The following is a 23,100-nucleotide window of genomic DNA, read 5'->3' as shown; positions in this document are numbered from 1 at the left end:
TGATGCCTCCCGATGCGTGTTATTTCCCGAAACCTGGCTGCATGGAGCGCAGGCCTGATTGTTGTGGCGATTTTTCTCAGTGCGTGGCTCAGCCATCCACAGCACCGTATTGCGCCGTTCGCGCTCAGCCCCGCGCCGGTTGGCGCTGAAAGCGTGGCGCCCAAGGCGTCCTACATTTCGCGTTTCGCGTCTTCCGATCTGGACGACTTCGTGCATTCCTCGGCCGTGACGGCATTGCCCGGCGGCGACCTGATGTCGGTGTGGTTCGCCGGTTCTCGCGAGGGCGCGGGCGACGTTGAAATACGCACCTCGCGCTTCGACGCGGCCAGTGGTGAGTGGGGCGGCGAGCAGGTGCTGGCAACCCGTGATTCCACCCAGTCGGGCACTGGTAAATACATCCGCAAACTGGGCAATCCGGTGATCGCCCTGGCTCCGGACAATCGCCTGTGGCTGTTCTACGTTTCAGTCTCGGTCGGCGGCTGGGCGGGCAGTACGGTCAACGCCATGGTCTCCAGCGACATGGGCTCCAGCTGGTCGCCGCCGTGGCAACTGGTGACAACCCCGTTTCTGAACATCAGTACGCTGGTGCGCGGCGCGCCGGTGTTTCATGCCGACGGTTCGATCGGCCTGCCGGTCTATCATGAGTTTCTCGGCAAGTTTGCCGAATACCTGTACCTGAGCGCCGACGGTGAAGTGATCGACAAGTTTCGCATCAGCCGTGGCAACAATTCCCTGCAGCCCACCGTCGTGCCTTTGGACGGGCAGCGCGCCGTGGCCTTGTTGCGCTATGCCGGTGAGACGTTCCACCGGGTGCTGGCCAGCCGCACCGAAGACGGCGGGCAGAGCTGGAGCGAGCCGTATCCGTTGACCCCGAGCAACCCCAATTCTTCGCTGGCTGCGGTCGGTGTGCCAGGCAAGGGGCTGCTCGTGGCGCTCAACGACCTGCGCGAGGGGCGCTTTAAACTCAGTCTGTACGGTACTGACGAGGAGATGAACGTCTGGAGGCCACTGATGGATTTCGACAAGTCGCCCGATCCGCTGGGCACACCGTTTACCCTCGAAGCATACAAGGAGGTGATCGGCGAGGGCTTCCGCAGTTCCAGTGGCGCCCTGCGTCAACCGATGGAAGAGGCGTTTCTGAGCAATCTGGACCAGCGCGTCTGCTCGCCCCAGGGCTGCGACTTCGAATACGAATACCCGTACTTCATCCGCAGCCCGGACGGCCTGTATCACTTGGTCTACTCATGGAATAACACCTTCATCAAGCATGTCAGCTTCAACGAGGCCTGGCTGGCGGAGCAACTTTTATGATCGCGTTGGGATTGGCTCATCTGGCATTTGCCTGGACCCTGTTTGTGCTGTTGGCGCCCTTGACCGCATCGTTATGGTGGCGCTGCGGCCTGCTGGCTGCCGTCTCGCTAGTGAGTGTGATCTCGATCGACGGGCTGTCGATGGCGTCCTATGCCCGCAGCCTGACCGATGACCTGGCCATCAGCAGCCTGGTGCTGCTGGGCTGGCTGACCCTGCAGCGACTGGGTGTGCTCAGGCCGATGGCAGTGTCCAGGCGCGGGCTGATGCTGTTGGTGTTCGCTGCGCTGGCACTGACTTTGTACCCGGCCACGCTGGGCCTGACGTATTTCGATCCGTACCGCTGGGGCTACAACCCGCGGCCGATGATCATGGTTGTCGCTGTCATCGCGCTGGGGCTGGTCTTTATGCGCAATGCGCTGGCCGTCGTGATGCTCAGCGCAGCGACGCTGGCCTTCACTTTCCGCATCAAGCCATCGGAAAATTATTGGGATTACCTGATCGACCCGCTGCTTGGCCTTTACTGCTGTGGGGCCTTGCTGGTCCTGGCTGTCCGGTTTGTTTATCGCCGCACAATGGAGACGCGCCGTCCGGCGGCTCTGTCTGTCGGCAATGTCTAGAGGAATGACGATGAGTTGGTTGCAATCGCGACGCCTGCATTATTGGCTGGGCGCGGTCATGGTGGTGTTCCTGCTGTCGGCGTTGCTGAGGGGCGTGTTCTTCTACGGGTTTTCCGGTATCGAACCGGGCACGCTGTTCACGCATGGCGAGGTCGCAAAGACGCTCGGCATCGGCTTGCGCTTCGACCTGCGCCTGGCGCTGCTGATACTGCTGCCGGTCGCGGTGCTGCTCTGGATGCCGGGTTGTAACCTGATCAGCGTGCGTGCCCTGCGCTGGCTGGCGCGGGGCTATCTGATCGTGGCGCTGGCGATTCTGACAATGATTTACATCGTCGACTTCGGCCATTACGCCTATCTCGGGGTCAGGCTCAACGCCAGCGTGCTGCGCTATCTGGAGGATGCGCAGATTTCCCGGGACATGCTTTGGCAGACTTATCCAGTATTCTGGATCACTGTCGGCTGGCTGCTCACTGTCGCAGTGCTCGGCTGGGCATTGATCAGGCTTGAACGTGCCACCCTGGACCGTGAGGCCAGACCGATCAAACGCGGGTCCGCGGTCTGGGGTTCGGCGCTGATGGTCTGTGCAACCTTCCTCGGCCTGCTGGGCCGGGTCGAGAATCTCAATCTGGAAAACCCGGTACCGTTGCGCTGGAGCGATGCATTCTTCTCAGGCAACAGCCAGGTGGCGGCACTGGGGCTCAACCCGGCGCTGTTCCTGTACGACACGCTCAAGGTCTCCCAGTCGAACTTCGACGAACCCGAGGTGCGCAAGCATTATGAGCGGGTCGCGCGTTATCTGGGCGTCCGGCAGCCAGATGTACAGGGATTGAGTTTCAAGCGTCACCAGACCGTGCAGCCCTACCGGCTGCCGGGCGAGCGGCCGCCGAATGTCATGTTCGTCATGCTCGAATCGCTGGGCACCAGTGCTGTCGGTGCCTACGGTAACCCGTTGAACCCGACGCCAAACCTGGACCATCTGGCCACCCAAAGCTGGTTCTTCAAACACTTTTACGTACCGGTGACCGGCACTGCGAAAACGGTCTGGGCGAGCATCACCGGTGTTCCCGACGTGACACGGCAGGAGACCGCCACGCGCCATCCGCTGCTCACACGGCAAAACACCATCATCAATGACTTCAAGGGGTACGAGAAGCTGTACATGATTGGTGGCAATTCCGGCTGGGCCAACATGAACGCCTTGATCCGTCGCAGTATCAACGACGTACGGCTGTACGACGAGCGCGACTGGAAGTCACCGCAGGTGGATGTCTGGGGGATTTCCGACCTGGATCTGTTCAAGGAGAGCGACCGGATCCTGCGTGCGTTGCCAGCCGACAAACCGTTCTTTGCCTATGTGCAGACTGCGGGCAATCACCGGCCGTTTACCATTCCGAAGGACAACGATGGTTTTCAGGTCAGCGACAAGACCGTGGAGCAGGTCCAGGCCGCCGGTTCGCGCAGCGTGGAGCAGTACAACGCCGTGCGCCTGCTGGATTTCAACATTGGACGGTTGATGGAACTGGCCAAGGCGGGCGGTTACTACGAAAACACCATCTTCGTGCTGTTTGGCGATCACAACACGCGCATCAGCCAGATCCCACACATGGCGCCGGCGTTCGAGCAACTGGGCCTGGAGAGCAACAACGTTCCGCTGTTGATTCACGCCCCCGGCCTGCTGGGCACACGCGTTGTCGACGAAGCGGTCGGTCTCGCCGACCTGCTGCCGACACTGGCGGGGATGGCCGGAATGGACTTCACCAGCGGCACCATGGGTCGTGACATTCAGCAAGCGGCTCCGGAAGGTGAACGTGTGGTGCCGCTGGTACTGCGCGAAGGTACGTTCCCGCTGATCGGCGGTGTCACGCGCAACTACCTGCTGCAAATGGAGCACGACGGCAGTTCGCCAACGCTCCATGACCTGTCTTCACCCACGCCGCTGGACAACGTCGCCGAAAAGAACCCGCAAGAGTTCGAACGGCTGCGCGACCTCACCCGCGGTCTGCATGAAACCTCGCGAATGATGCTGTATCAGAACGTGCGTTGACGAAGCGAACCGGCCTTTGTCAGCGTTGCTACGCAAGCCGCTGGTCGAGTCAGCGGCTTGCCTGAGGATGGCATATTTATTGGATGATGTTAAAGTGCTTGCGCCTGTGAACCACGCACGCACGAAACGCATATAGGGCTCGGTTTTCGACTATCTTGGTTAGTTGAGCGCGTATTTTGCGGGGAGTTGTAAACCGTCGTCCTGTCACGCTGGCTTTTATCTTTATGGATTGCGGTATTTCATCGCAAACACATGAAAAAACTGTCAGATTTTGCTCTGAATCTGTATTTTGGCGGCCTGTTTTCGCTCGGATGCGTTTTTTGCCCATTGCACACTCAAGAGCCTTACTGGATGCCGGCAAGTTTTTCATGTGTTAACCCGCCGAAACTGCTTGATGCACTGCGTGCTGAAACGAGGCAGTTGCACGTCAAGCTTGAAAAACGCATGCCGTTTTTTTCACCCGCTCTGGATCACGCTCTTTACCTCCGTCTGCTTCAGGCCTACTACGGTTTTTATGCACCGCTTGAAGCGATACTGCATGGCAGTGCCTTGATACCTGCGGAGCTTATTCCGGTCGAGAGGGTCAAAACTCCTGTGCTGGTCGAGGATCTGCGTGCGCTGGGGCTGTCCGATCACGACATCGGGCAATTGCCCCGCTGCGAACGGTTGCCCACTGTTGATTCTGCCGGTGCATGCCTGGGTGTGATGTATGTGCTGGAAGGGGCGACACTGGGCGGGCAGGTGTTGCGACGTGAGATAAACCGGCGTTTGGGCCTGGATGAGCAACGTGGAACGGCCTTTCTCGATGTGTACGGTGCCCTCACCGGACCTCGCTGGAAGGCGTTTCTGAATCATCTGGACGACGTGCCGCGAGAAGTTGTTCTTATTGATGCCGCCGCGTTTGCAGCGCACTCCACATTTGCATGTTTCGAGCACTGGCTCGAGGGTCAAGAGGTACTGCTATGAGCCAACTCGACAAAGACGCCTTTGAAGTCCTTCTGGCCAATTGTGCGGATGAGCCCATTCAGTTCCCTGGCGCCATTCAACCCCACGGCCTGCTGTTCACGTTGCAAGAGCCCGAGCTGACTATCCTGCAAGTCAGTGCCAACGTGCACTCTGTGCTGGGCCATGTGCCCGAGCAGGTGCTCGGCAAGGGGCTGGACTGTGTGCTGGGCGCTGGCTGGGCCGAGGTGATTAAAAGCGCCAGTGCTCATGACTCGTTCATCGACGCGCAACGCCTGCTGATGTCGATCAACGGCATCGAGTTTGAAGCCTTGCTGCACCGCAGCCAGGGCGTTCTGATTCTGGAACTGGAGATTCAGGACAAGGATGCGCAAGCGATCGGTTATTCCGAGCGCACCGGCAACATGGGCCGCATGTTGCGCCAGTTGCATGCTGCGAGTGATCTGCAGACCCTGTATGAAGTCAGTGTCCGCGAGATCCAGAAAATGACCGGTTACGACCGGGTGCTGATCTACCGTTTCGAAGAGGAAGGCCATGGTCAGGTGATCGCTGAAGCGTCGTCGCCCTCCATGGAGCTTTTCAATGGACTGTTTTTCCCGGCATCGGACATTCCCGAGCAGGCGCGCGAGCTGTATCGCCGCAACTGGCTGCGCATTATTCCCGATGCCGATTACATCCCTGTGCCCTTGTTGCCTCAACTGCGTCCGGACACTCAGGAGCAGCTTGATCTGAGTTTTTCGACGTTGCGCAGTGTTTCACCGATCCACTGCCAGTACATGAAGAACATGGGCGTGCTGTCATCCATGAGTGTTTCGCTGATTCAGGGCGGCAAGTTGTGGGGATTGATCAGTTGCGGCAACCGCACGCCGCTGTACGTGACTCACGAACTGCGCAGTGCCTGCCAGGCGATAGGTCAGGTACTTTCCCTGCAGATCAGTGCCATGGAAGCGCTGGAAATAAGCCGTCAGCGAGAGGCGAAAGTCAGGGCGCTCGAGCAATTGAATCTGGCCATGGCCGAGTCCGAAGAAAACGTCTTTGACGGTCTGGCGCAGCAACCACAGTTATTGATGGATCTGGTAGGCGCGAGCGGCGTCGCCATCATCGAAGACCGGCAAACGCATTGTTTCGGCACCTGCCCGGAGCCTTCTGAGGTACGTGCACTGCATGCGTGGATGATTGCTGGTGGCGAACCAGTGTATGCCAGTCATCATCTATCCAGTGTCTATCCGCCTGCCGAGGCCTATCAGCCAATTGCCAGCGGCGTATTGGCGATGAGCCTGCCAAAGCCGGTCGACAACGGCGTTATCTGGTTTCGCCCCGAGGTCAAGGAAACGGTTCAGTGGAGCGGTAATCCGAAAAAACCACTGGATATGGAGAGCTCGGCAGGCGGCATGCGTCTTCGGCCGCGCACCTCGTTTGAGATCTGGAAAGTCGAGATGACCGGGATCGCTACGAAGTGGAGCTATGGCGATGTGTTCGCCGCCAATGACCTGCGCCGCTCCGCTCTGGAAAATGACCTCGCCCGCCAGGTGCGCAGGGAGCAGCAGGCCGTTCGCGCCCGCGACGAGCTGGTAGCGGTTGTGTCCCATGACTTGCGCAACCCGATGACGGTCATTTCCATGCTGTGTGGGATGATGCAGAAGTCGTTCAGCTCCGATGGGCCACACACCTCGCGACGTATTTCCACGGCAATCGATACCATGCAGCAAGCGGCCAGCCGCATGAATGTGTTGCTCGAAGACCTGCTCGACACCTCGAAAATCGAAGCAGGCCGTTACACCATTACGCCGCAGCCGCTGGAAGTCAGCCAGATATTCGAGGAGGCTTACACCTTGCTGGCCCCCCTGGCGATGGACAAGTCCATCGAGATCTCCTTCAACGCCGAGCCTGACCTCAAGGTCCAGGCCGACCCGGAGCGTCTCTTCCAGGTGCTGTCCAACCTGATCGGCAACGCCATCAAGTTCACCCCGAAAATGGGCACAATCGGTGTGGCGGCAATGTCCAACGGCGCTGAAATCGTGTTCACCGTACGGGACTCCGGCGAGGGTATCCCTCCCGAGCAGTTGCCACACATCTTCGAGCGCTACTGGACCGTCAAGGAAGGCAACCCGACCGGCACCGGTCTGGGCCTGTACATCTCGCAAGGCATCATCAAGGCACACGGCGGTGAACTGGCTGCGCAAAGCCGGGTGGGCGAGGGCAGCGAGTTCCGCTTCACGGTGCCAATGGCAGTTTGATCGCTTTCTCAGGCTTGCAGTGTGTGTCGGCTCAAGCCTGAGTTGCGTCAGCCCTGATACCAGTTAGTGGCTTTTTCGATGTATTCAGCGTTCGCCGGAAGTACCTCGCGCAGGAAAGCGAGGTACTTGTCCATCAACGCCTTGCTGGGAAAGCGCGCGGCGAAGCCGGTGGTGATATCGTCGCAATGGATGATGACCATCAGGCGTCTGTGATCGACCGTGACAAATTCATGCAGGTGCCAGGGGGCGGTTTGTCGATGGTGGACAGGGTTTTCCCAGTTCAGCAGTTTGATGGCGGCGATGAAGGCCATCGCTACCGGGCCGACCAGAAAGAGCAACGATCCGGTCAGGACGGCGACGAATCCGAATACCAACATGACGAAAATGGCGATGCCCTTGAAGAAGCTTGAGGCGAAGTCGGGGTAGTGGAGGTAATACTCGACCGTGGCGCCATCGGTTTTCAGGGTGTAGTTGAAGATGGTTTTTTGGCGGACCATCAAGCCAACATAGTAAGCATAATTCGCGGCGATGACCGAAGTGAACACAGCCGCCCAGTGTGGCTCCTGAATAAATAAGTCCCACCATGCCCAAACATTGAACAAGAGCATCGCTACGTGACCCAGCCCCAAAAATAATTGCATTCGCATAATTTCTCTCGGAGGATGCGCCATTGCTTTGATTGACCAACTCAGGACGTCGTTGCCTATCAAGCGAGGTAAGCGTTTTAAAGGTGGCTCTGCGATGCATTCGCCTGCTCTGAAATCGGATTTTGAGTGCGGCAATTTTTGAGGTGTATTCATGTTTTTAATTCGCAATTTCAAGCATTAGAATACCTTCTCGACTAGAAGATTTCACTTCAAGTTCAGCTTCAGTCAGGTCAGCGAAAGATGTACTGCCTTTAGTGTCAAGTTCTAGCTGAAATGAATAACCCGTATCGTTCTGGCCGGAATTTATCAGGTGCATTGGGTAATGTATTTGCAATTCCAGATAGCTGGCGTCCTTATCAAGCGGTACCCAAGTTTCCCAAATAACATCTTCGTTTTGAGGTGGCATCAGAGGGTAAGTAAAGTCTTCATAAGCTTTGCCTACAGGCTTGTTTGTAAGCGTCCCGAACTGTTTGACGTTCCTGAATTGTCCTCGGTCCAGAAAATCTGATTGGACTGAGCGGTCTATTTTTTCTACAGGTAGCACGCCCCACGGTCGCTTGCTGCTAATGACGTTAACAGATACAGATGACCCGCGCAGTGTACCCGGTAGACGAACCTGTATGCCGGCACCATTCTGTACAGCAACACTGATGTAATCACCTTTGCCAAGATATCGGTCTTCGTAATGTACCGTGCTTTTTACATAAATTTGTGGGCTTAGTTGTATTTGCAATAAGCTACGTATCTCATCATTTTGTCCTTGGGCGGTATTTGCATGTTGGTGCTCTGGGGTCCGTGACCAACAGCATTTACGTAGCCACCAGCCAACGCTATCTTGTTTGAAATAATTTAACACCATTGTCGCGAAGAGGTAAATTGTGCCTGCTATGAGTAGTGCCAAACTGAACCACGGACTCATAACTACAGCAGTTAGCCTGCTAGCAGGCGATATACCTGTTAGCAATTGAGCTAACGAGGCTAGCCCCATTGCAGCTACAGCGAGCCCCTTTATCACAGTCGCGTTTTTCTCTGCCGAAGTTTTCAGCTTGCTCCGGTCGTTGCTGATGTCGATTGCCTCCAGCGCCGCGGCCGCTATCCCAAACGCCCCCATCGCCACCATCGAACCTCTAAACCCCCTTATCGCATCCCCCCAAACCGCATTACCTCGTGCTTTCCAGTAAGCCGCCGATTTATCGAGAATGCCTATGTTATAGCCGCCAATGACAAGTGGCTTCGCCGTACTGATAACCGCCCACGGCGCTTCAACAAACACCGCCATCAACAAGTTAAAGCTATACCCCAACCCATACGTCACCTTGCCGATGTCCTTGGCACTGAAGTCTCCATCCCGAGTAAGGTCGCGATAAGTGAAGGCGGTGTTGATGAAGTTGAGCATGATCACGCTCCAGGTGATCGAGCCGGCAATCCCTCCCAGTCCATCGAGCCAGCGCTTGGCGGTGCTCAGCCAGTTTTTGGCGATGGCTTTGCCGGACTGGAAGTGCAGGCGAATCTCGCCCTGCAACTGCCTGGCGTACTCGTTGTTCTGAAAGTCGAGCAGGGCGGGCATGCTCAGTTCGTGCAGGCGAAGCTTTTGCTCGAGCGTGCGCAGGTGGCTGGCGATGCTTTTGCGGGGGTTGTAAGCGGTTGGGTAGAGCCAGCTGCGACGGGTATCACTGATCTGTTTGTTGAGCACCTGCCACTCACTGATCCAGTTTTTCAGCTTCGCGAGCATCTTGTGATCGATCGCGATACGCGCCTTCGAATCGAGCAGGGTCTGGCCGATCAACAGCGTGCGTATCAGTGCAACGATGTTCTGCTGCTTGCCCACCGCCAGGCGGCTGTCGATGGGCACCCAGGCCAGCAGGATGCTTTCGAACGTCGCCTTGCCTGCGCTGCCGGCCAGTTGGCCGAGAGCTTTGAAGGTGTCCTGAACGGGTTGTTTCAGCGCCTTCATCCACGGCTTGTCGGCAAAGCCCTGATGATTGAGCGTGCCGTTGAGTTCGCCGATTCGGGTGGCCAGGTTGGTCACGTCGCCAAGGCCGTTCAGCAGCGCGTTGGCCTCCTGATGCAGCGCGTGTTTGAGCGCCGGCGAGAAGCCATAGCGCAAGGTGCCAAACAGGCTGCTGTCGTTGGCTTCCTGCTCGGCAAGCCAGGTGCTGGCGGCGTTGTCCTGAGCGTAGATGATCTGCAGGTTAAGCATGAGCGTTTGCAGATAAAGCAGGCTTTCTGGGTGGGTGGTGTCGACAAACAGCTTGAGCGGTTCCGTGCCCAGATGGGTCGACCATTGCCTAAAGTCGCTTTGCGTGTCACGCACCTGTTGCAGCAGTGTGTCGCCGGTTGACAGGTGCTGCTGAAGGTATTGGCGCGCACCGCTCAGATCGACCTCGCGCCGCCATTTGTGGCGATCTTTCCAGGCTTGCAGGGCCTCGTCGGAGGGCGCGCTGCCGTAACGCATTTCAATCGATTTGCGCATTTCCAAGCTCTTGAACATGTCCGGCATCAGCAGAAAATCGCCGGGAACGTTACTGCTGCTGATCTGCGCTTCCTCAAGGATGCACTGCTCGAAGTAAGCTTCGAGCTCGCCCAGGTACTGATGGGTGAGCGCCGCATTGTCGCGCACCGATGTCGGCAATTTCTCTGGTTCACTTTCAGCGCCGCACAGTGCGGTGACCGTCTGGGCGATCTGGATCCTGTGTTCGTGCTCGGCTTGCCAGTTGCGGTAAGCGGCCTGATCGGCGGCCAGTTGCATGCCCAGATCGTTGAAAATGGCCAGCGGGTCATCAAGGGCGATGAGCAGTGAGCTGTGCTGGTCTTCAACGCTGCCCTGCCAGAAAACGTCAGCGCCGATTGGCGAAAACAACGGCTGGGTTTCTTCGCTGGAGGCCTTGGATGTAGGAATCTCCGAGTCTGCAAAGCGGTCATCATCAACCACATGCTCCTTGTCGATGTCCGCCACCGCTTCGGCAATGCGGTTCAACGGCAAGGTATCCGGCTCGGCCATGGTCATGCAGTAGCGTTTCAGATCCAGCGCTTTCATCCATGAAGCGCGGCTTGCCGGGTTCGAACGCAGGTGTTCGCATGTTCGCCACGTCCATTGCAGCGAAGAAAAGGCGATATGAAGCCGGTTGTTTCGCGGATAGAGCAGGAAGGGTTTGCCATCGTCGGCACCGCTTCGCCGGTCACTGCCAAGCTGCGTATCGGTCCAGACAATACGGCTCAGGTTGCCAGTGGCGGCTGACACCGCGTACTCATGCAACGTTTCGGCAGTCTCGTCATAGACATATACGTAACCGTCATACAGCTGGCGAAGGGTATAGCTGCGTGTTTTCAGCTTCGGCATCACCGCCCAGCGGCTGCCCTTGAGTAGCGGTTTCAGCTTCTGGGGCGCGGTATCGTAGCGGGAGCGATCCAGCGCATAGCGCACGGGCACGATGGCGACGTCAGGTCCGCGGAAGGGACACAGGCTGGTGGCCGTGGCGGGAGTTTTGGCGAACGTTGCAGCACGTCGTTGGGTATGGGTGCCGGATTTGTCGGTCATGCATGGAATCTCTGCGCAGAAACGGTCGATATCGCCCGCTGTATGCAGAGGTGCATTCCAAGATGTGTGCCGACTGTCTACTTATCTATAAAAAACAAAGAGATAGGGATTTAAAGCAAAGACATCGAGCAAGAAAAGCGTGAAATAGTGCGCAAGTATCTGCACACGTGCGCTGACTCGCGCATGCTCGCTGCATCGCTTTGAGTACAAGCCTTGGTCGATTTTATTTAGGTATTGGGTGCGCAAAAGTCTGCACGGCCCGCGCCAAGTGCCACGAACAGGAAATCAGGTCGTTTGCCGAATCAGGCAGGCAGTGCAATTTCCACCTGAATACTCTTGCGTGCCTTGAACGGAGCGAGCAGGGATTCGTCATCCACCGGGTTGGTAATCAGCGTCCAGGGCTGGCGCAAGGGTGTCCAGTGCTGCTGACGAGCTCGGCCCAGCTTGGTGACGTCAGCCAGGACGAAGACCTGAGCGGCACGTGCCACCATGTTTTCCTTTAGATACGCCTGTTCGGCGCTGGCCTCGCACAGACCCAGCTCCGCTACCACGCCATCGGCACTGATGAACAGTTTGTCGGCACTCAGGTGTTCCAGGGCTGCCTGCGCCGCCACGCCATAGGTCGACATGCTCGATGCGCGCAGCGTGCCGCCGAGCACGGTGATGCGCCCATCGGGGATCAACGCCAGATCGCTCAGCGCCAGCAGGTTATTGGTGATCACATGCAGCCCGCGCCGCTGATTGAGAATGTGCGCCAGCGCGCTGGTACTGGTACCGCCTTCGAGAAACAGCGTGTCGTGATCCTCGATGTGCGCCAGTGCGGCACGGGCGATGTCCATTTTTTCCTGGCTGTGCTGACGGCTACGCTCTTCCAGGGAAGTTTCCGGCTCGCGCTGACCGACGTGTGCCGCGCCGCCGTAGGTGCGCAGGATCAAGCCGTGTTCGGCCAGGGCGGTCAGGTCGCGGCGAACCGTGGCTTCCGAGACGCCGAGTTGGGCGCACAGCTCGTCCACGTTGGATTTGCCGGAAAGAACCAGTTCGAGTATCGCTTGACGACGGTTGGCGACTTTCATTACAGCCCTTGCACTAAAGCCTGGAAGCGGGATGCAACCTTACAACGACGCACCGCCGCACACCACCAGGCTTTGCCCGGTAATTGCACCCGCGTCGGGGCCGAGTAGAAACGCCGCCAGACCGGCGATTTCCTCGGGTTGCACGAAGCGGCCGATCGGAGGCTTTCGCGGCGGCGTGCCACTGCGTCCCGGGTCCAGCAGCATCGGCGTTTCGGTCGCGCCGGGGGCGATCAGGTTGACGGTGATGTTACGCGGGGCCAGCTCGATCGCCCATGAGCGAACCATGCCTTGCAGCGCCGCCTTGGTCGCTGCGTACTGGCTACGTTGCGCCGCGCCCTGCATGGTGCGGCTGCCGATCATCAGGATACGGGCACCGTCGCGCAGGCGTGGGTAAAGCGCATTGACCATGTGGCTGGCAACGGCCACATGCAGATGCCACATCGCCTGGCCATCGGCATCGTCCAGTTCGCCAAGCGCTGCAGTGCGCATGAAGCCGGCCGCATGGATCAGTGCATCGATGCGCGGTGTTTGCTGCAGGGCTGCGTCCAGCGCGTTGAAGTCGTTGAGGTCGCACGCTCGCCAGGTGAAGTTCTTGTGTTCCAGGTCTGGCGTGCGGCGGCTCAGACCGGTGACCTGCAAGCCCTGTGTCAGCAAGCGCGTGACAATGGCTTTGCCAATGCCGGAGCTGGCACCGGTGACGAGTACGGACTGAATCGGTTCGGGCATGGCATGGGTTCCGCAAAGGCGTCGATCGGCAGCAGGCTGATCGACGCGGGTGGGTCAACGGATCGCGTTCAGCGGCAAGTGAATATGTTTGATCTTCTGTCGGAAGTAGGTGAAGGCGACATGCAGGCTGCCATCCGCGGCCTGGATGATGCTGGGGTAGGAGAATTCGCGGTTGAGCTTTTCCTGTGAGTTGTTGGTCAGGCAAAAGCCGTCGCCCAGCTCCAGGTCCAGACGGGTCGGCCAGGTACCACCGCCGTCCCGCGAGACCGCCAGGCTCATTGGCGCACGGGGGATGCCCCACACTGCAGCCTTGCCGTCCTCACGCGGTCCCGGTGTGATCCGCTCGTCACCTTCGTCTTCGATTTCGTCGTACAGCGAGGCGCGGCGCTGGGCGTGGCCGTCGGCGCTGACAGGGTTATAGACCAGTGCCAGCTCGTCCGTCGCCAGTCTCACGAACTGGATCGACGAGTTGTTGTTGGGCAATTCGGTCGGTGCCGGCACGCTCCAGGTTCGTCCCCGGTCGCTGGACCGGCTGCTGTAGATGAAGTCTGCCCAGCGGCTGCGGAACAGACCGAGCAGGCTACCATCCGCCAACTGATGAACATTCATGTGCACGCTGCCGGTGCTGTCAGGCACGTCGTGGCGTGACCAGTTGTGTCCTTGATCGGTGGAGATCATTACTGCACTGACGTCATGGTTGCCGACCCACTTTTCACCGGGGCCGGTGATGCAGTACCAGACCGGCAATACCCAGTCACCGTTATCCAGTACCACCGGCGGCTGGCGTACAAAGGTGCCCGGCTCGTCGAACAGGGTGTCTATAGGCCCCCAGCTCTGGCCGTGGTCCAGCGACAGGCGACGGCGGATGATCGCGGTCTCCTGATTACCGGAAATCTGTGCGGTCCAGATCAACCACAGCGGGCCGTCGGGTGCTTGAAACAGAATCGGGTTCTGTTCGGAGCGGGTCGAGTCTTCGGACATTTTCCGGGGCTCGCTCCAGACGCCCGTCACCGGGTCACGGCGCGACAGCAGTACGAAGATGTCGGCCATACCCTCCTGAGTCCCCGCGAACCAGGTGCATAGCACTGTGCCGTCGGCCAGCTCGTGCAGGTTTGCCGCATGGTTCTGTGCGTAAGGCGTTGGCAGGAACGCGTCCTGACGGGTATCAGCGGTTGGCATGGGGGACCTCGGTTTCTACAGGATTGGCAGGTTGGCTCGGCACGGACTGGGGCAGCAGGCGCTCGATGGCAATCACAATGGCAGGTGTCACCAGGGCGATGTACATGTTGTCGATGCCGTAAGGGTTGTTCAACAGATACCAGACGCTGGTGGTAATCGCTGAGGCGATCAGACCCAGCGTGGCGCCTCGGCCCGAACCGAAGAACGGCAGGTAGATGGCGATCATGGCGACAACGGCAATCGACAGGCGCAGGGCGCGAGTGAAGAATGACAGGTTGAGGATTTCGGGGACGAAGAACACGAAGAACAGCGGCACGAAACCGATCACCAACGCGATCAGGCGTGTGGTTTTGAATTCCTGATCCACGGACGGTTTGCGCCACGGTACGTAGAAGTCACGGACGACCAGCGAGGCGATGGCCAGCGCTACCGTACTGACGCTGACGAAAATCGAAGCGACCAGCGAGATGGTCACTACGCCTGCCAATACCGGGCTCATCGATTGCAGGAAGATCGGCAGCGCGTACAGGCTGCTCATTTCCGGGTGCAGGTACTTGGACGCGACACCGATGAAGCCCAGCGCCAGGGCAATCGGGATGCACAGCAGCGAGGCATAGAAGGTCGAGCGGCGTGCTGCGTTCTGATTCTGCGTCGAGGAGATGGCCTGAATGATGAACTGCGTGGAGAAAATCGCGCCGACCGTGCCGATGATCCAGGCGAGGATTTTCGAACCACCGATGGCGCCGTCCCACGTGAAGTAATGCTCGGGCATGTTCTGCACCACGGGGCTGAAGCCGCCAGTCATTTTCAGTGCCACGCCGAGCACGATCAGCACGCCGATGTATTTCACCCCGGTGTGCAGAATACTCATGTAAGCCACGCTTTTCAGACCGCCGAACACGTAGTAGAGCGTGCTGATGATCGCGGTAATGAAGGCCGCAGTGGTCAGGTTGATCTTCAGAACCGTGGCAATGGCCGCCGCGCCGCTGACGTAGTTGCCGACGTTCACCAGCAACAGCGCGTAGATCATGATGATCGAGACTGCGAGTTTGGTGGAGGTGCCGTATTTTTTGGCGATGAAGCCGGAAATGGTGAATTCGCCGGAGCTGTACAGCTTGCGCGCCATCAGCAGGCCGAACAGCGGGAAGCCGATGGCTGCGGCGATCACTGACCAGGAGGCGGCAAAGCCGCTTTCGAAGGCCGCTTGTGCCGTACCGACCGTAGACTTGGCGCCGATGAATTCGGACATCATCAGCACGCCGACGACAAAGGCGGGCATGGTGCGCGAGGCGACCATGTATTGCTCACTGGTCTTGCTGCGCAGGCGCATGCTCATCCAGGTGGTTATGAGGATGTAGACGACCACCATACCGATGATGATCGAGGTGTCTTGCGCGTTGAAGGTATCCATCAGTCTCGCTCCATTGTTTTTGTTCTGGCGCGTTATGGGGTGCCGCTGGGGATCGTTGGGTCAGTACCGGTAACGACCTCAGACGGCGATGGAATTGCGGGTGTCGCGTTTTCGGGTGGCCAGCTCCACGGCCTGGCGCATGGCTTCGATCAGGCTGCGTTCGTCGGCGATGCCCTTGCCGGCGATGTCGAAAGCGGTGCCGTGATCCACCGAGGTGCGGATCACCGGCAGGCCGATGGTCACGTTGACCCCGGCCTCCAGACCCATGACCTTGACCGGGCCGTGGCCCTGATCGTGGTACATCGCAACCACGGCATCGAAGTCGCCGCGTCCGGCACGGAAGAACAACGTATCGGCGGGCAGCGGGCCTTCCACGCGCCAGCCACGGGCGCGCAGTTCATCAATCGCAGGCTGGATCTTGGTGGCTTCTTCGCCATAGCCGAACAGGCCGTTTTCCCCGGCGTGAGGATTGATGCCGCAGACCGCGATCAGCGGGTTATCGATGCCTGCGCGGGTCAGCGTCTCTCTGGCGCGCTCGATGGTGCGCTTGACCAGCCCAGGTTCGATGCGCGCAATGGCGTCGATGATGCCGATGTGGGTTGTGACGTGAATTACCCGTAATGTCGGGGTCATCAGCATCATCGACACTTCTTCGATGCCCAGCAGGTGCGCGAGCATTTCGGTGTGACCGGGGAAGATATGCCCGCCTGCGTGCAGGGCTTCCTTGTTCAACGGAGCGGTGCAGATCGCATCCAGCTCGCCGGCCTGAGTCAGTTGCACCGTGCGCTCGATATAGCGGAAGGCCGCATCACCGGCGACCGGCGAGAGTTTTCCATAAGGCAGGTCGGCGGGGATCAGACCCAGGTCGATGCAGTCCACGCTGCCCTGAATGAAGCGCGCTTCTGCCGGGCTGGCGATGCTGTTGACGCGCAGTTGGCTGCCGACGATGCGGTTGGCATCTTCCAGGCGTTGCGCATCGCCGATCACCAACGGTCGGCAAGTCGCGTACACCGAGGCATGGGTGAGCATTTTCATGATGATTTCCGGTCCCACCCCGGCGGCGTCGCCCATGGTGATACCAATGACGGGACGTTCAGACATAGGAAACTTCCTCGTTGAAAGGGGTGTCGGTCGCAGCCGGTGCGTGGAGCCGTTGCCAGGCGTCAAGCAACGTGTCGGGGTCGCCGAAAGCGCCGGCTTTGGTCACTACATTGAGTGTGTGCCTGCCCAGTTGCGCTTCGGCCAGAACCACGCCGGTGGCCAGTTCGCCAGACAGCATCAGGCGTTCGATACCGGCGGCAATCAGGATCGCCCTGGCGGTTTCGCCGCCCGTGGCGATCAGCGAGCCTGCATGGGGCAGGGCGGGTGCCAGCCATTGCGCCAGCGCGTGACTCAAGGTGGCTGCCCGGGCTGGATCGCGCTGTTGTTGATCGAGGCGCACCAGTACATCCTGCCCGGTGGCGAGGTGTTGCTGAAGCTGCTCGCTCAGGGCATCGCGCTCGGTGCTCCTCTCTTCATTGAGTAGCGTCGAAGGTTGCAGCGTCAGGCACAGTGCCTGACTGGCGTGCGCGAGCCTGTCGGCCTGGGCTTGAGAGTGCCGGGACATGCTGCCGATCACGGTCAGCACCGGTGAGCGTGGTCTGACACTGATCTGCAGGGCTGCGGCCAGACCGAACGCTTGTGGCAGATGGCGAGCCAGCCCGGCAGAGCCGACCCAGAACAGCTCGTCGTGCCAGCCCACTGACGCGTCGGCCAGACGCAGCAGGTCACTGTCCAGTTCAGCGTCGCAGACCAGCACCTGCACACCCTGCTCAAGCGCGCTGCGCAGAGCGGTTTTCAGACCGGCAGGGTCGCGAATGGCATCGAGCCCCAGCCATTGCGTGTGCAGGCCCTGCGCGGCAAACAGCTCAAGCAGGTCGCCGGTGCCCTGCAGGTGCTCGTTGCGCCACACATCACTTTGATCGACCGGCACACCATTTATCAATTGCACACCCATCACGGTGGTGCGCTGCATGGCCGGGAACGCCGGAGCGACCAGCGCCATGCCGCGCAGCCCCTGCAAGGCATCGACCTCGCTGGCGATATTGCCGCGCAGTGTCGAGTCGATTTTCTTGTACAGCGCCATGCCTGCGCGGGACTGTTGCTGCAGCGCTACGCGGTTCTGTTCGGCGGCCTGTTGCGGCGCCAGGCGACGCGAATCGGTATCGAAGGCGATGACCCCTTGCAGGTCTGGGGCGCCGTTGCTCAGCAGCACATGGGTATCGACCCGCGAGGCGAAATCCGCCGCGCAATCGGCGGCCCCGGACAAGTCATCGGCGATGATCAACAGGCCGGGAAACTCGACGTGACTCATGGCAGCAGGCACCGGTACAGTTGCTGGATATCGTCAAGGCTGAGCGCCTTGGGATTATTGGTCATCAGGCGGGTGACCCTTGAGGCCGCCACGGCCATGTCGGCCAGATGCTCTTCGGCCACGCCAAACTCACGCAGGTTCTGCGGGATGTTCAGCACTTGAGTCCATTGGCGAATCTGTTCGATCAGCTTGTGGGCCGCCGCCTCATTGCTGTCGTCCTGCTGTGCTACACCGCAGATCAGTGCCGCGCGCTTGAGCCGTTCGGCGCAACTGTCCAGATTGAAGGCCATCACGTGGGGCAGCAGCATGGCGTTGGCTACGCCGTGGGTGACGTGAAACTTGCCTCCCAGCGGGTAGGCCAGCGCATGCACTGCAGCGGTCCCGGCAGCCGTCAGCGCCAGGCCGCCGTACATCGAACCCAGCAGCATGTCGCCGCGAGCGCGCACTGATTCCGGTTGTTGCCAGGCTTCCACAATGCTGCCTGCGATGAGACGCATCGACTCCAGGGCAAAGGCATCGCTGATCGGGTTGGCCTTGGTGGAAATGAAGGACTCCAGCGAGTGCGTGAAGGCATCCATTCCGGTCGCGGCAGTGATCGCTCGGGGCAGGCTGAGGGTCAGTAATGGATCGAGAATCACCAGCGTCGGCAGCAGATGGCGGCTGACCACGCCGATCTTCAGTTCTTCGTCGGGCAGCGTGACGATCGCGTTGGGTGTCACTTCCGATCCTGTACCCGATGTGGTGGGCACCAGCACCATGGGCTTGCCGGGGTGGGTCACCTTGTCGATGCCCAGCAGGTCTCTGAGTGGCGTGTCATTGGTCAACATGACGGCGAACAGCTTGGCGGCATCCAGCACGCTGCCTCCACCGATGGCGATCAGGGCGTCCGGCGCATGCGGAGCGACGTCGTCACGGAACACACGTTCGATGTTTTCCAGGGTCGGTTCGATTTCGACGTTGTCGAGCATGTGCACGCGGATATTCAGGTCGCGTAGCTGATCGGTGACGCGCTGGGTGACGCCAAGGTTATGCATGGCGTTTTGCGTGACCAGAATGACGGTCCTGACCGGCACATCGAGCAGTGGCAGCTTTTCGCCCAGCAGATCCAGGCTGCCGGGACCGTGGACAACATGCTTCACGGTCTGGAAATGGTAGGTAGCAGACATCGCAATGACCTCAGGCTTGGCGGTAAACGGCCAACAGGCTGTGAAGTTTTTCCAGCGCGGCGGCGTCGAGCGGCTGTACCGGCGCACGGCAGGGGCCGACCGGTACATTGAGCAGTTGCGTGGCGGTTTTCAGCACTACAGGCAGGGTGCCCAGCGCGAAGGCATCGCGCAGCGGGCGCAGGGACTCCTGCGCGGCGCGGGCAGCGTCATGATTGCCCGACTGGAAGTGGTTCCAGATCGACATGACCAGACCCGGCACCGCGTTGGCGGTTGCAGCCACCGCACCGTCACCGCCGGCCAGCAGGTTCCAGTGGATCAGCGAGTCGGTTCCGGCGAATACCGCGAAGTCGTCGCTGCGGTACTTCATCATCTGCACCAGTGCATCGAAGTTGCCAGCACTGTCCTTGATGCCCTTGATCTGCGGATGCTGGCTGAGGGTGGCCACGGCATCCATGCCGATCGACATGCCGGTCTTGGCCGGAATGTTGTACATCATCAGCGGCAGTTCGGACGCATCGGCGATGCTGGTGTAGTGCTTGATCAGCTCGCGCTGGCTGACAGCATTGAAGTACGGCGTGATGATCGACAGGGCATCGGCGCCCACATCGATCATCTTTTTGTTCATTTCAATCACTTCGTGCGTGGCAAATGCTCCGGTGCCGACTACGACAGGTACGCGTCCTGCCGCCGCTTCGACGGTAATACGAGCGATCTTTAGTTTTTCCGCTTCGGAAAGGGCGAAGAACTCACCGTTGGTGCCCAGTACGAAAAGCCCGTGAACACCTGCATTCAGAAGGTTTTCGATCAGATTGCGCAGGGCCTGCTCGTCGAGCTGCTGATCTTCGGTGAAGGGCGTGACCAGAGCTGGAATGATGCCGCGAAATTGCATGGCCAGGTTCTCGTTTTATTTTTAGTAAAACGATAGTGATTGAATCGATCATTACTGGCAAGCATTTTGAGCGTTTTTTTCACGAAGGAGTGGGGTGATGCAGTAAAAATGAAAGAACCGATCAAAAAGCCAGGCACAAGGCCTGGCTCTAGATGAGGGTATCGAAAAGGTCAGGCGGGCCTAGCCACCTTGATTGCCGACAAACGACTGATTCGCAAGGCCACCAGACTGCCGACGATGGTCAGCGCGGCCAGTGAATACAGCGCCAGGGTAGTCGAGCCGGTTTGATCCTTTATCCAGCCCACCAGGTAAGGGCTGAGAAAGCCTGCCATCTGCCCGATCGAGTTGATCAGCGCCAGCCCGCCTGCGGCAACGCTGGCGCTCAGCAGGGCGGTTGGCAATGGCCAGAACATCGGCAGGCTGGTCAGCGCACCCATGGTCGCGATAGTTAGCCCGATGATGGCAACGATGGGCAGCGTCGCGAAGTTGGCGGCAATGATCAGGCCGGTCGCGCCCATCAGCATTGGCACCACCAGATGCCAGCGGCGCTCATTACGCAGGTCGGCGGAGCGGCCGACCAGCAGCATGAACACGCCCGCCATCAGGTACGGCACGGCACTGATCCAGCCGATCACCAGTGCATCGCTGAAACCGAGGTTCTTGATGATCGACGGCAGCCAGAAATTGATCGCGTAGACGCCGCTTTGAATGCAGAAGTAAATAAAGCCCAGAATCCATATGAACGGCATGGTCAGCACTGAAGCCACCGAGCTCTTGCCGTGCACCGGACGGCTCAGTTCATCGTTGGTGATATCGGTCTTGACCCGCTGACGCTGCGCGGGCGTCAGCCAGCGGGCATCCTCGACCCTGTCGCACAGCAGAACGAAGGCCAGCACACCCAGCGCCACGGTCGGCAGCCCCTGAATCAGAAACATCCATTGCCAGCCGGCCATTCCGCCCTGGCCCGCAGCGAAATGGTTGAGAATCCATCCGGAAAAAGGACCGCCCAGCAGGCCGGAGACCGGAATGGCCGACATGAACAGTGCCATGATCCGTCCGCGACGCTGGTTCGGATACCAGCGCGAGAGGTACAGAACGATGCCGGGGAAGAAGCCGGCCTCTGCCATGCCGGTCAGAAAGCGCAGCACGTAGAACTCGACCGGCGTGGTGACGAACAGCAGGCAGGTCGAGAAGATTCCCCAGGTAATCATCATCAGACCGATCCAGCGACGCGGCCCGAAGCGGTTCAGCGCCAGATTGCTGGGCAGGCCACACAGCACGTAGCCAATGAAGAAGATACCGGCACCTAGGCCATAGACCGTCTCGCTGAAACTCAGGGCATCGAGCATCTGCAGCTTGGCAAAGCCCACGTTCACGCGGTCGAGGTAATTGAACAGGTAACAAATGAAGATAAACGGGATAAGGCGCAGGGTGATGCGACGGTAGACATGATTGCCTTCGGCGTCGCCCACCTCGTGGGTCGAGAGAGGTGTCATGGCGGGTGTTCCTCTGTGCTTGTTGTTTTTATATAGCCGGATAGCTACTGGATGCACTCCTGATCATAGGTGGGCAGTGACAAAAACGCTTTGGGGTTTTGCACGGCGGCAGGGGGCACGCGTTGTGTGATTGCACAACGCGTGCCCCCGGGGAGCTTATGGCTTGCCGCGAATGTCAGCACGCAACGAAAATCATTGCGCCGGGGCCAATGCTCTACTCGACAGCCTCATACGGCAAGCCCACATAATTCTCGGCAATGGTCCTGCGCCCGGCTTCCGAGCCGACGTAGTAGTCCAGTTCGGTCTGCTGGATGCGCTGGCTGAACGCGTCTGTGTCGGGAAAGTTGTGCAGCACCGACGTCATCCACCAAGAGAAGCGCTCGGCTTTCCACACTCGGCGCAGGCAGATCTGTGAATACTTTTCCAGCAGGTCAGTGCGGCCTTCCTGATAGACCTTGAGCAGGATGCGGTACAGCGTGCTTACATCGCTGGCCGCCAGGTTCAGCCCCTTGGCACCGGTCGGCGGGACGATGTGCGCGGCGTCGCCGAGCAGGAACAGGCGACCGTACTGCATGGGTTCAACCACAAAGCTGCGCAGCGGCGCGATGCTTTTCTCAATGGACGGGCCGGTGACCAGGCGCTCTGCCAGCTGCTCGGGCAGGCGGGATTTGAGTTCATCCCAGAAGCGCTCGTCCGACCAGTCTTCGACCTTCTCGTCGGCACTGACCTGCACGTAATAGCGGGTACGAATGGCCGAGCGCATGCTGCACAAGGCAAAGCCGCGCGGGTGATTGGCATAGACCAGCTCTTCGTTGACCGGCGGCGTATCGGCCAGTACGCCGAGCCAGCCGAACGGATAAACGCGTTCGAATACCTTGAGGGCGTCGGCGGGAATCGATTGCCGTGACACGCCGTGAAAGCCGTCACAGCCGGCAATGTAATCGCAGTCCAGGCGCACGGTCTCGCCGTCTTTCACAAAGGTCAGGTACGGACTATCGCTTTTGAGGTCGTGCGCTTTGACGTCTGCGGCGTCATAGATCGTCATTGCACCGCTGGCTGCGCGCGCGGCCATCAGGTCGCGGGTGACCTCGGTCTGGCCGTAGACCATCACCGTCCTGCCATCGGCAAGGCTCTTCAGGTCGATGCGCTCGCAACGACCGGCGAACGCCAGCTCGAAACCGTCATGGATCATGCCCTCTGCGTCCATGCGTTCACTGACGCCCGCTTCACGCAACAGGTCGGTCATGCCTTGTTCCAGCACGCCGGCGCGGATGCGCGACAGGATGTAGTCGGGGTCCTTGCGCTCGACGATGACGTTATCGATGCCGGCACGTTGCAACAGTTGGCCCAGCAACAATCCGGAAGGGCCTGAACCGATAATGGCAACCTTGGTTTTCATGGCGATAGTCCTGTCTTTTGATCCCTGCCAGGTTTAGTCAGCGGGAAATGT

At 59.4% G+C, this 23,100-nt stretch carries 17 protein-coding genes; 5 read left to right on the top strand and 12 right to left on the bottom strand.

The genetic code is table 11. The features are described from left to right. Positions 1-12 precede the first annotated feature (12 nt). From PI739_RS10615 to PI739_RS10595, 5 genes are all read left to right on the top strand, one after another. Positions 13-1,311: a sialidase family protein gene (locus PI739_RS10615; protein WP_058397073.1), complete on the top strand. Its 1,299-nt coding sequence runs from the start codon at positions 13-15 to the stop codon at positions 1,309-1,311. After that, positions 1,308-1,928, top strand: a complete 621-nt coding sequence (locus PI739_RS10610) for a hypothetical protein (RefSeq protein ID WP_054080903.1) — start codon at positions 1,308-1,310, stop codon at positions 1,926-1,928. The genes PI739_RS10615 and PI739_RS10610 overlap by 4 nt, the downstream gene beginning before the upstream one ends. Before the next feature lie 10 nt (positions 1,929-1,938). After that, positions 1,939-3,972, top strand: coding sequence for an LTA synthase family protein (locus PI739_RS10605; protein WP_060708045.1), 2,034 nt, complete (start codon positions 1,939-1,941; stop codon positions 3,970-3,972). A gap of 351 nt (positions 3,973-4,323) precedes the next feature. Further along, positions 4,324-4,938: a biliverdin-producing heme oxygenase gene (locus tag PI739_RS10600; RefSeq protein WP_003369999.1), complete on the top strand. Its 615-nt coding sequence runs from the start codon at positions 4,324-4,326 to the stop codon at positions 4,936-4,938. Continuing rightward, complete coding sequence (locus PI739_RS10595; RefSeq protein ID WP_054080905.1) at positions 4,935-7,172, top strand: ATP-binding protein; 2,238 nt, start codon at positions 4,935-4,937, stop codon at positions 7,170-7,172. The genes PI739_RS10600 and PI739_RS10595 overlap by 4 nt, the downstream gene beginning before the upstream one ends. A gap of 47 nt (positions 7,173-7,219) precedes the next feature. On the opposite strand, the gene PI739_RS10590 is transcribed toward PI739_RS10595, so the two are convergent. From PI739_RS10590 to pobA, 12 genes are all read right to left on the bottom strand, one after another. Further along, positions 7,220-7,819, bottom strand: a complete 600-nt coding sequence (locus PI739_RS10590) for a permease (RefSeq protein WP_195843819.1) — start codon at positions 7,817-7,819, stop codon at positions 7,220-7,222. A 157-nt stretch (positions 7,820-7,976) separates the two neighbouring features. Beyond that, positions 7,977-11,357 carry a toxin VasX gene (locus PI739_RS10585; protein WP_271351806.1) on the bottom strand — a complete coding sequence of 1,127 codons (3,381 nt, stop codon included), beginning with the start codon at positions 11,355-11,357 and terminating at the stop codon, positions 7,977-7,979. Between the two features lie 302 nt (positions 11,358-11,659). Further along, positions 11,660-12,430 carry a DeoR/GlpR family DNA-binding transcription regulator gene (locus PI739_RS10580; RefSeq protein WP_003436038.1) on the bottom strand — a complete coding sequence of 257 codons (771 nt, stop codon included), beginning with the start codon at positions 12,428-12,430 and terminating at the stop codon, positions 11,660-11,662. 39 nt (positions 12,431-12,469) lie between these two features. Continuing rightward, the gene (locus tag PI739_RS10575) at positions 12,470-13,156 is read right to left on the bottom strand and encodes an SDR family NAD(P)-dependent oxidoreductase (protein ID WP_054081546.1); all 687 of its coding nucleotides are present in this window, start codon (positions 13,154-13,156) and stop codon (positions 12,470-12,472) included. A gap of 54 nt (positions 13,157-13,210) precedes the next feature. Beyond that, positions 13,211-14,335 (bottom strand): sialidase family protein, encoded by a 1,125-nt coding sequence (locus PI739_RS10570; protein WP_003370014.1) that lies wholly within the window; start codon positions 14,333-14,335, stop codon positions 13,211-13,213. Next, complete coding sequence (locus PI739_RS10565; RefSeq protein ID WP_096104830.1) at positions 14,322-15,746, bottom strand: sodium:solute symporter family protein; 1,425 nt, start codon at positions 15,744-15,746, stop codon at positions 14,322-14,324. Before PI739_RS10565 ends, PI739_RS10570 begins: the two co-directional genes overlap by 14 nt. Positions 15,747-15,824: 78 nt before the next feature. Continuing rightward, positions 15,825-16,847, bottom strand: coding sequence for a 4-hydroxythreonine-4-phosphate dehydrogenase PdxA (pdxA, locus tag PI739_RS10560; protein ID WP_003436046.1), 1,023 nt, complete (start codon positions 16,845-16,847; stop codon positions 15,825-15,827). After that, on the bottom strand, positions 16,840-18,099 hold the full coding sequence (locus PI739_RS10555) for a four-carbon acid sugar kinase family protein (protein WP_042930806.1): 1,260 nt from the start codon (positions 18,097-18,099) through the stop codon (positions 16,840-16,842). Before PI739_RS10555 ends, pdxA begins: the two co-directional genes overlap by 8 nt. Next, positions 18,096-19,265: an iron-containing alcohol dehydrogenase gene (locus PI739_RS10550; RefSeq protein ID WP_003436050.1), complete on the bottom strand. Its 1,170-nt coding sequence runs from the start codon at positions 19,263-19,265 to the stop codon at positions 18,096-18,098. Before PI739_RS10550 ends, PI739_RS10555 begins: the two co-directional genes overlap by 4 nt. Before the next feature lie 10 nt (positions 19,266-19,275). After that, positions 19,276-20,154 (bottom strand): 4-hydroxy-tetrahydrodipicolinate synthase, encoded by an 879-nt coding sequence (gene dapA / locus PI739_RS10545; protein WP_003370023.1) that lies wholly within the window; start codon positions 20,152-20,154, stop codon positions 19,276-19,278. Positions 20,155-20,324: 170 nt separating this feature from the next. Beyond that, a complete protein-coding gene (locus PI739_RS10540; RefSeq protein WP_054081548.1) occupies positions 20,325-21,650 on the bottom strand; it encodes an MFS transporter in 1,326 nt (441 codons plus the stop codon). A 214-nt stretch (positions 21,651-21,864) separates the two neighbouring features. Beyond that, positions 21,865-23,049 (bottom strand): 4-hydroxybenzoate 3-monooxygenase, encoded by a 1,185-nt coding sequence (gene pobA, locus PI739_RS10535; RefSeq protein ID WP_003370026.1) that lies wholly within the window; start codon positions 23,047-23,049, stop codon positions 21,865-21,867. Positions 23,050-23,100 lie beyond the last annotated feature (51 nt).

It is taken from the genome of Pseudomonas cerasi (assembly GCF_027983475.1).
GTDB classification, from domain to species: domain Bacteria; phylum Pseudomonadota; class Gammaproteobacteria; order Pseudomonadales; family Pseudomonadaceae; genus Aquipseudomonas; species Aquipseudomonas cerasi.
This window is presented reverse-complemented; position numbering and strand designations above follow the sequence as displayed.

Coding starts and splice junctions, on each gene's coding strand:
- PI739_RS10615 (WP_058397073.1), top strand. CDS start 13: ATGCGTGTTATTTCCCGAAACCTGGCTGCATGGAGCGCAGGCCTGATT.
- PI739_RS10610 (WP_054080903.1), top strand. CDS start 1,308: ATGATCGCGTTGGGATTGGCTCATCTGGCATTTGCCTGGACCCTGTTT.
- PI739_RS10605 (WP_060708045.1), top strand. CDS start 1,939: ATGAGTTGGTTGCAATCGCGACGCCTGCATTATTGGCTGGGCGCGGTC.
- PI739_RS10600 (WP_003369999.1), top strand. CDS start 4,324: ATGCCGGCAAGTTTTTCATGTGTTAACCCGCCGAAACTGCTTGATGCA.
- PI739_RS10595 (WP_054080905.1), top strand. CDS start 4,935: ATGAGCCAACTCGACAAAGACGCCTTTGAAGTCCTTCTGGCCAATTGT.
- PI739_RS10590 (WP_195843819.1), bottom strand. CDS start 7,819: ATGCGAATGCAATTATTTTTGGGGCTGGGTCACGTAGCGATGCTCTTG.
- PI739_RS10585 (WP_271351806.1), bottom strand. CDS start 11,357: ATGACCGACAAATCCGGCACCCATACCCAACGACGTGCTGCAACGTTC.
- PI739_RS10580 (WP_003436038.1), bottom strand. CDS start 12,430: ATGAAAGTCGCCAACCGTCGTCAAGCGATACTCGAACTGGTTCTTTCC.
- PI739_RS10575 (WP_054081546.1), bottom strand. CDS start 13,156: ATGCCCGAACCGATTCAGTCCGTACTCGTCACCGGTGCCAGCTCCGGC.
- PI739_RS10570 (WP_003370014.1), bottom strand. CDS start 14,335: ATGCCAACCGCTGATACCCGTCAGGACGCGTTCCTGCCAACGCCTTAC.
- PI739_RS10565 (WP_096104830.1), bottom strand. CDS start 15,746: ATGGATACCTTCAACGCGCAAGACACCTCGATCATCATCGGTATGGTG.
- pdxA (WP_003436046.1), bottom strand. CDS start 16,847: ATGTCTGAACGTCCCGTCATTGGTATCACCATGGGCGACGCCGCCGGG.
- PI739_RS10555 (WP_042930806.1), bottom strand. CDS start 18,099: ATGAGTCACGTCGAGTTTCCCGGCCTGTTGATCATCGCCGATGACTTG.
- PI739_RS10550 (WP_003436050.1), bottom strand. CDS start 19,265: ATGTCTGCTACCTACCATTTCCAGACCGTGAAGCATGTTGTCCACGGT.
- dapA (WP_003370023.1), bottom strand. CDS start 20,154: ATGCAATTTCGCGGCATCATTCCAGCTCTGGTCACGCCCTTCACCGAA.
- PI739_RS10540 (WP_054081548.1), bottom strand. CDS start 21,650: ATGACACCTCTCTCGACCCACGAGGTGGGCGACGCCGAAGGCAATCAT.
- pobA (WP_003370026.1), bottom strand. CDS start 23,049: ATGAAAACCAAGGTTGCCATTATCGGTTCAGGCCCTTCCGGATTGTTG.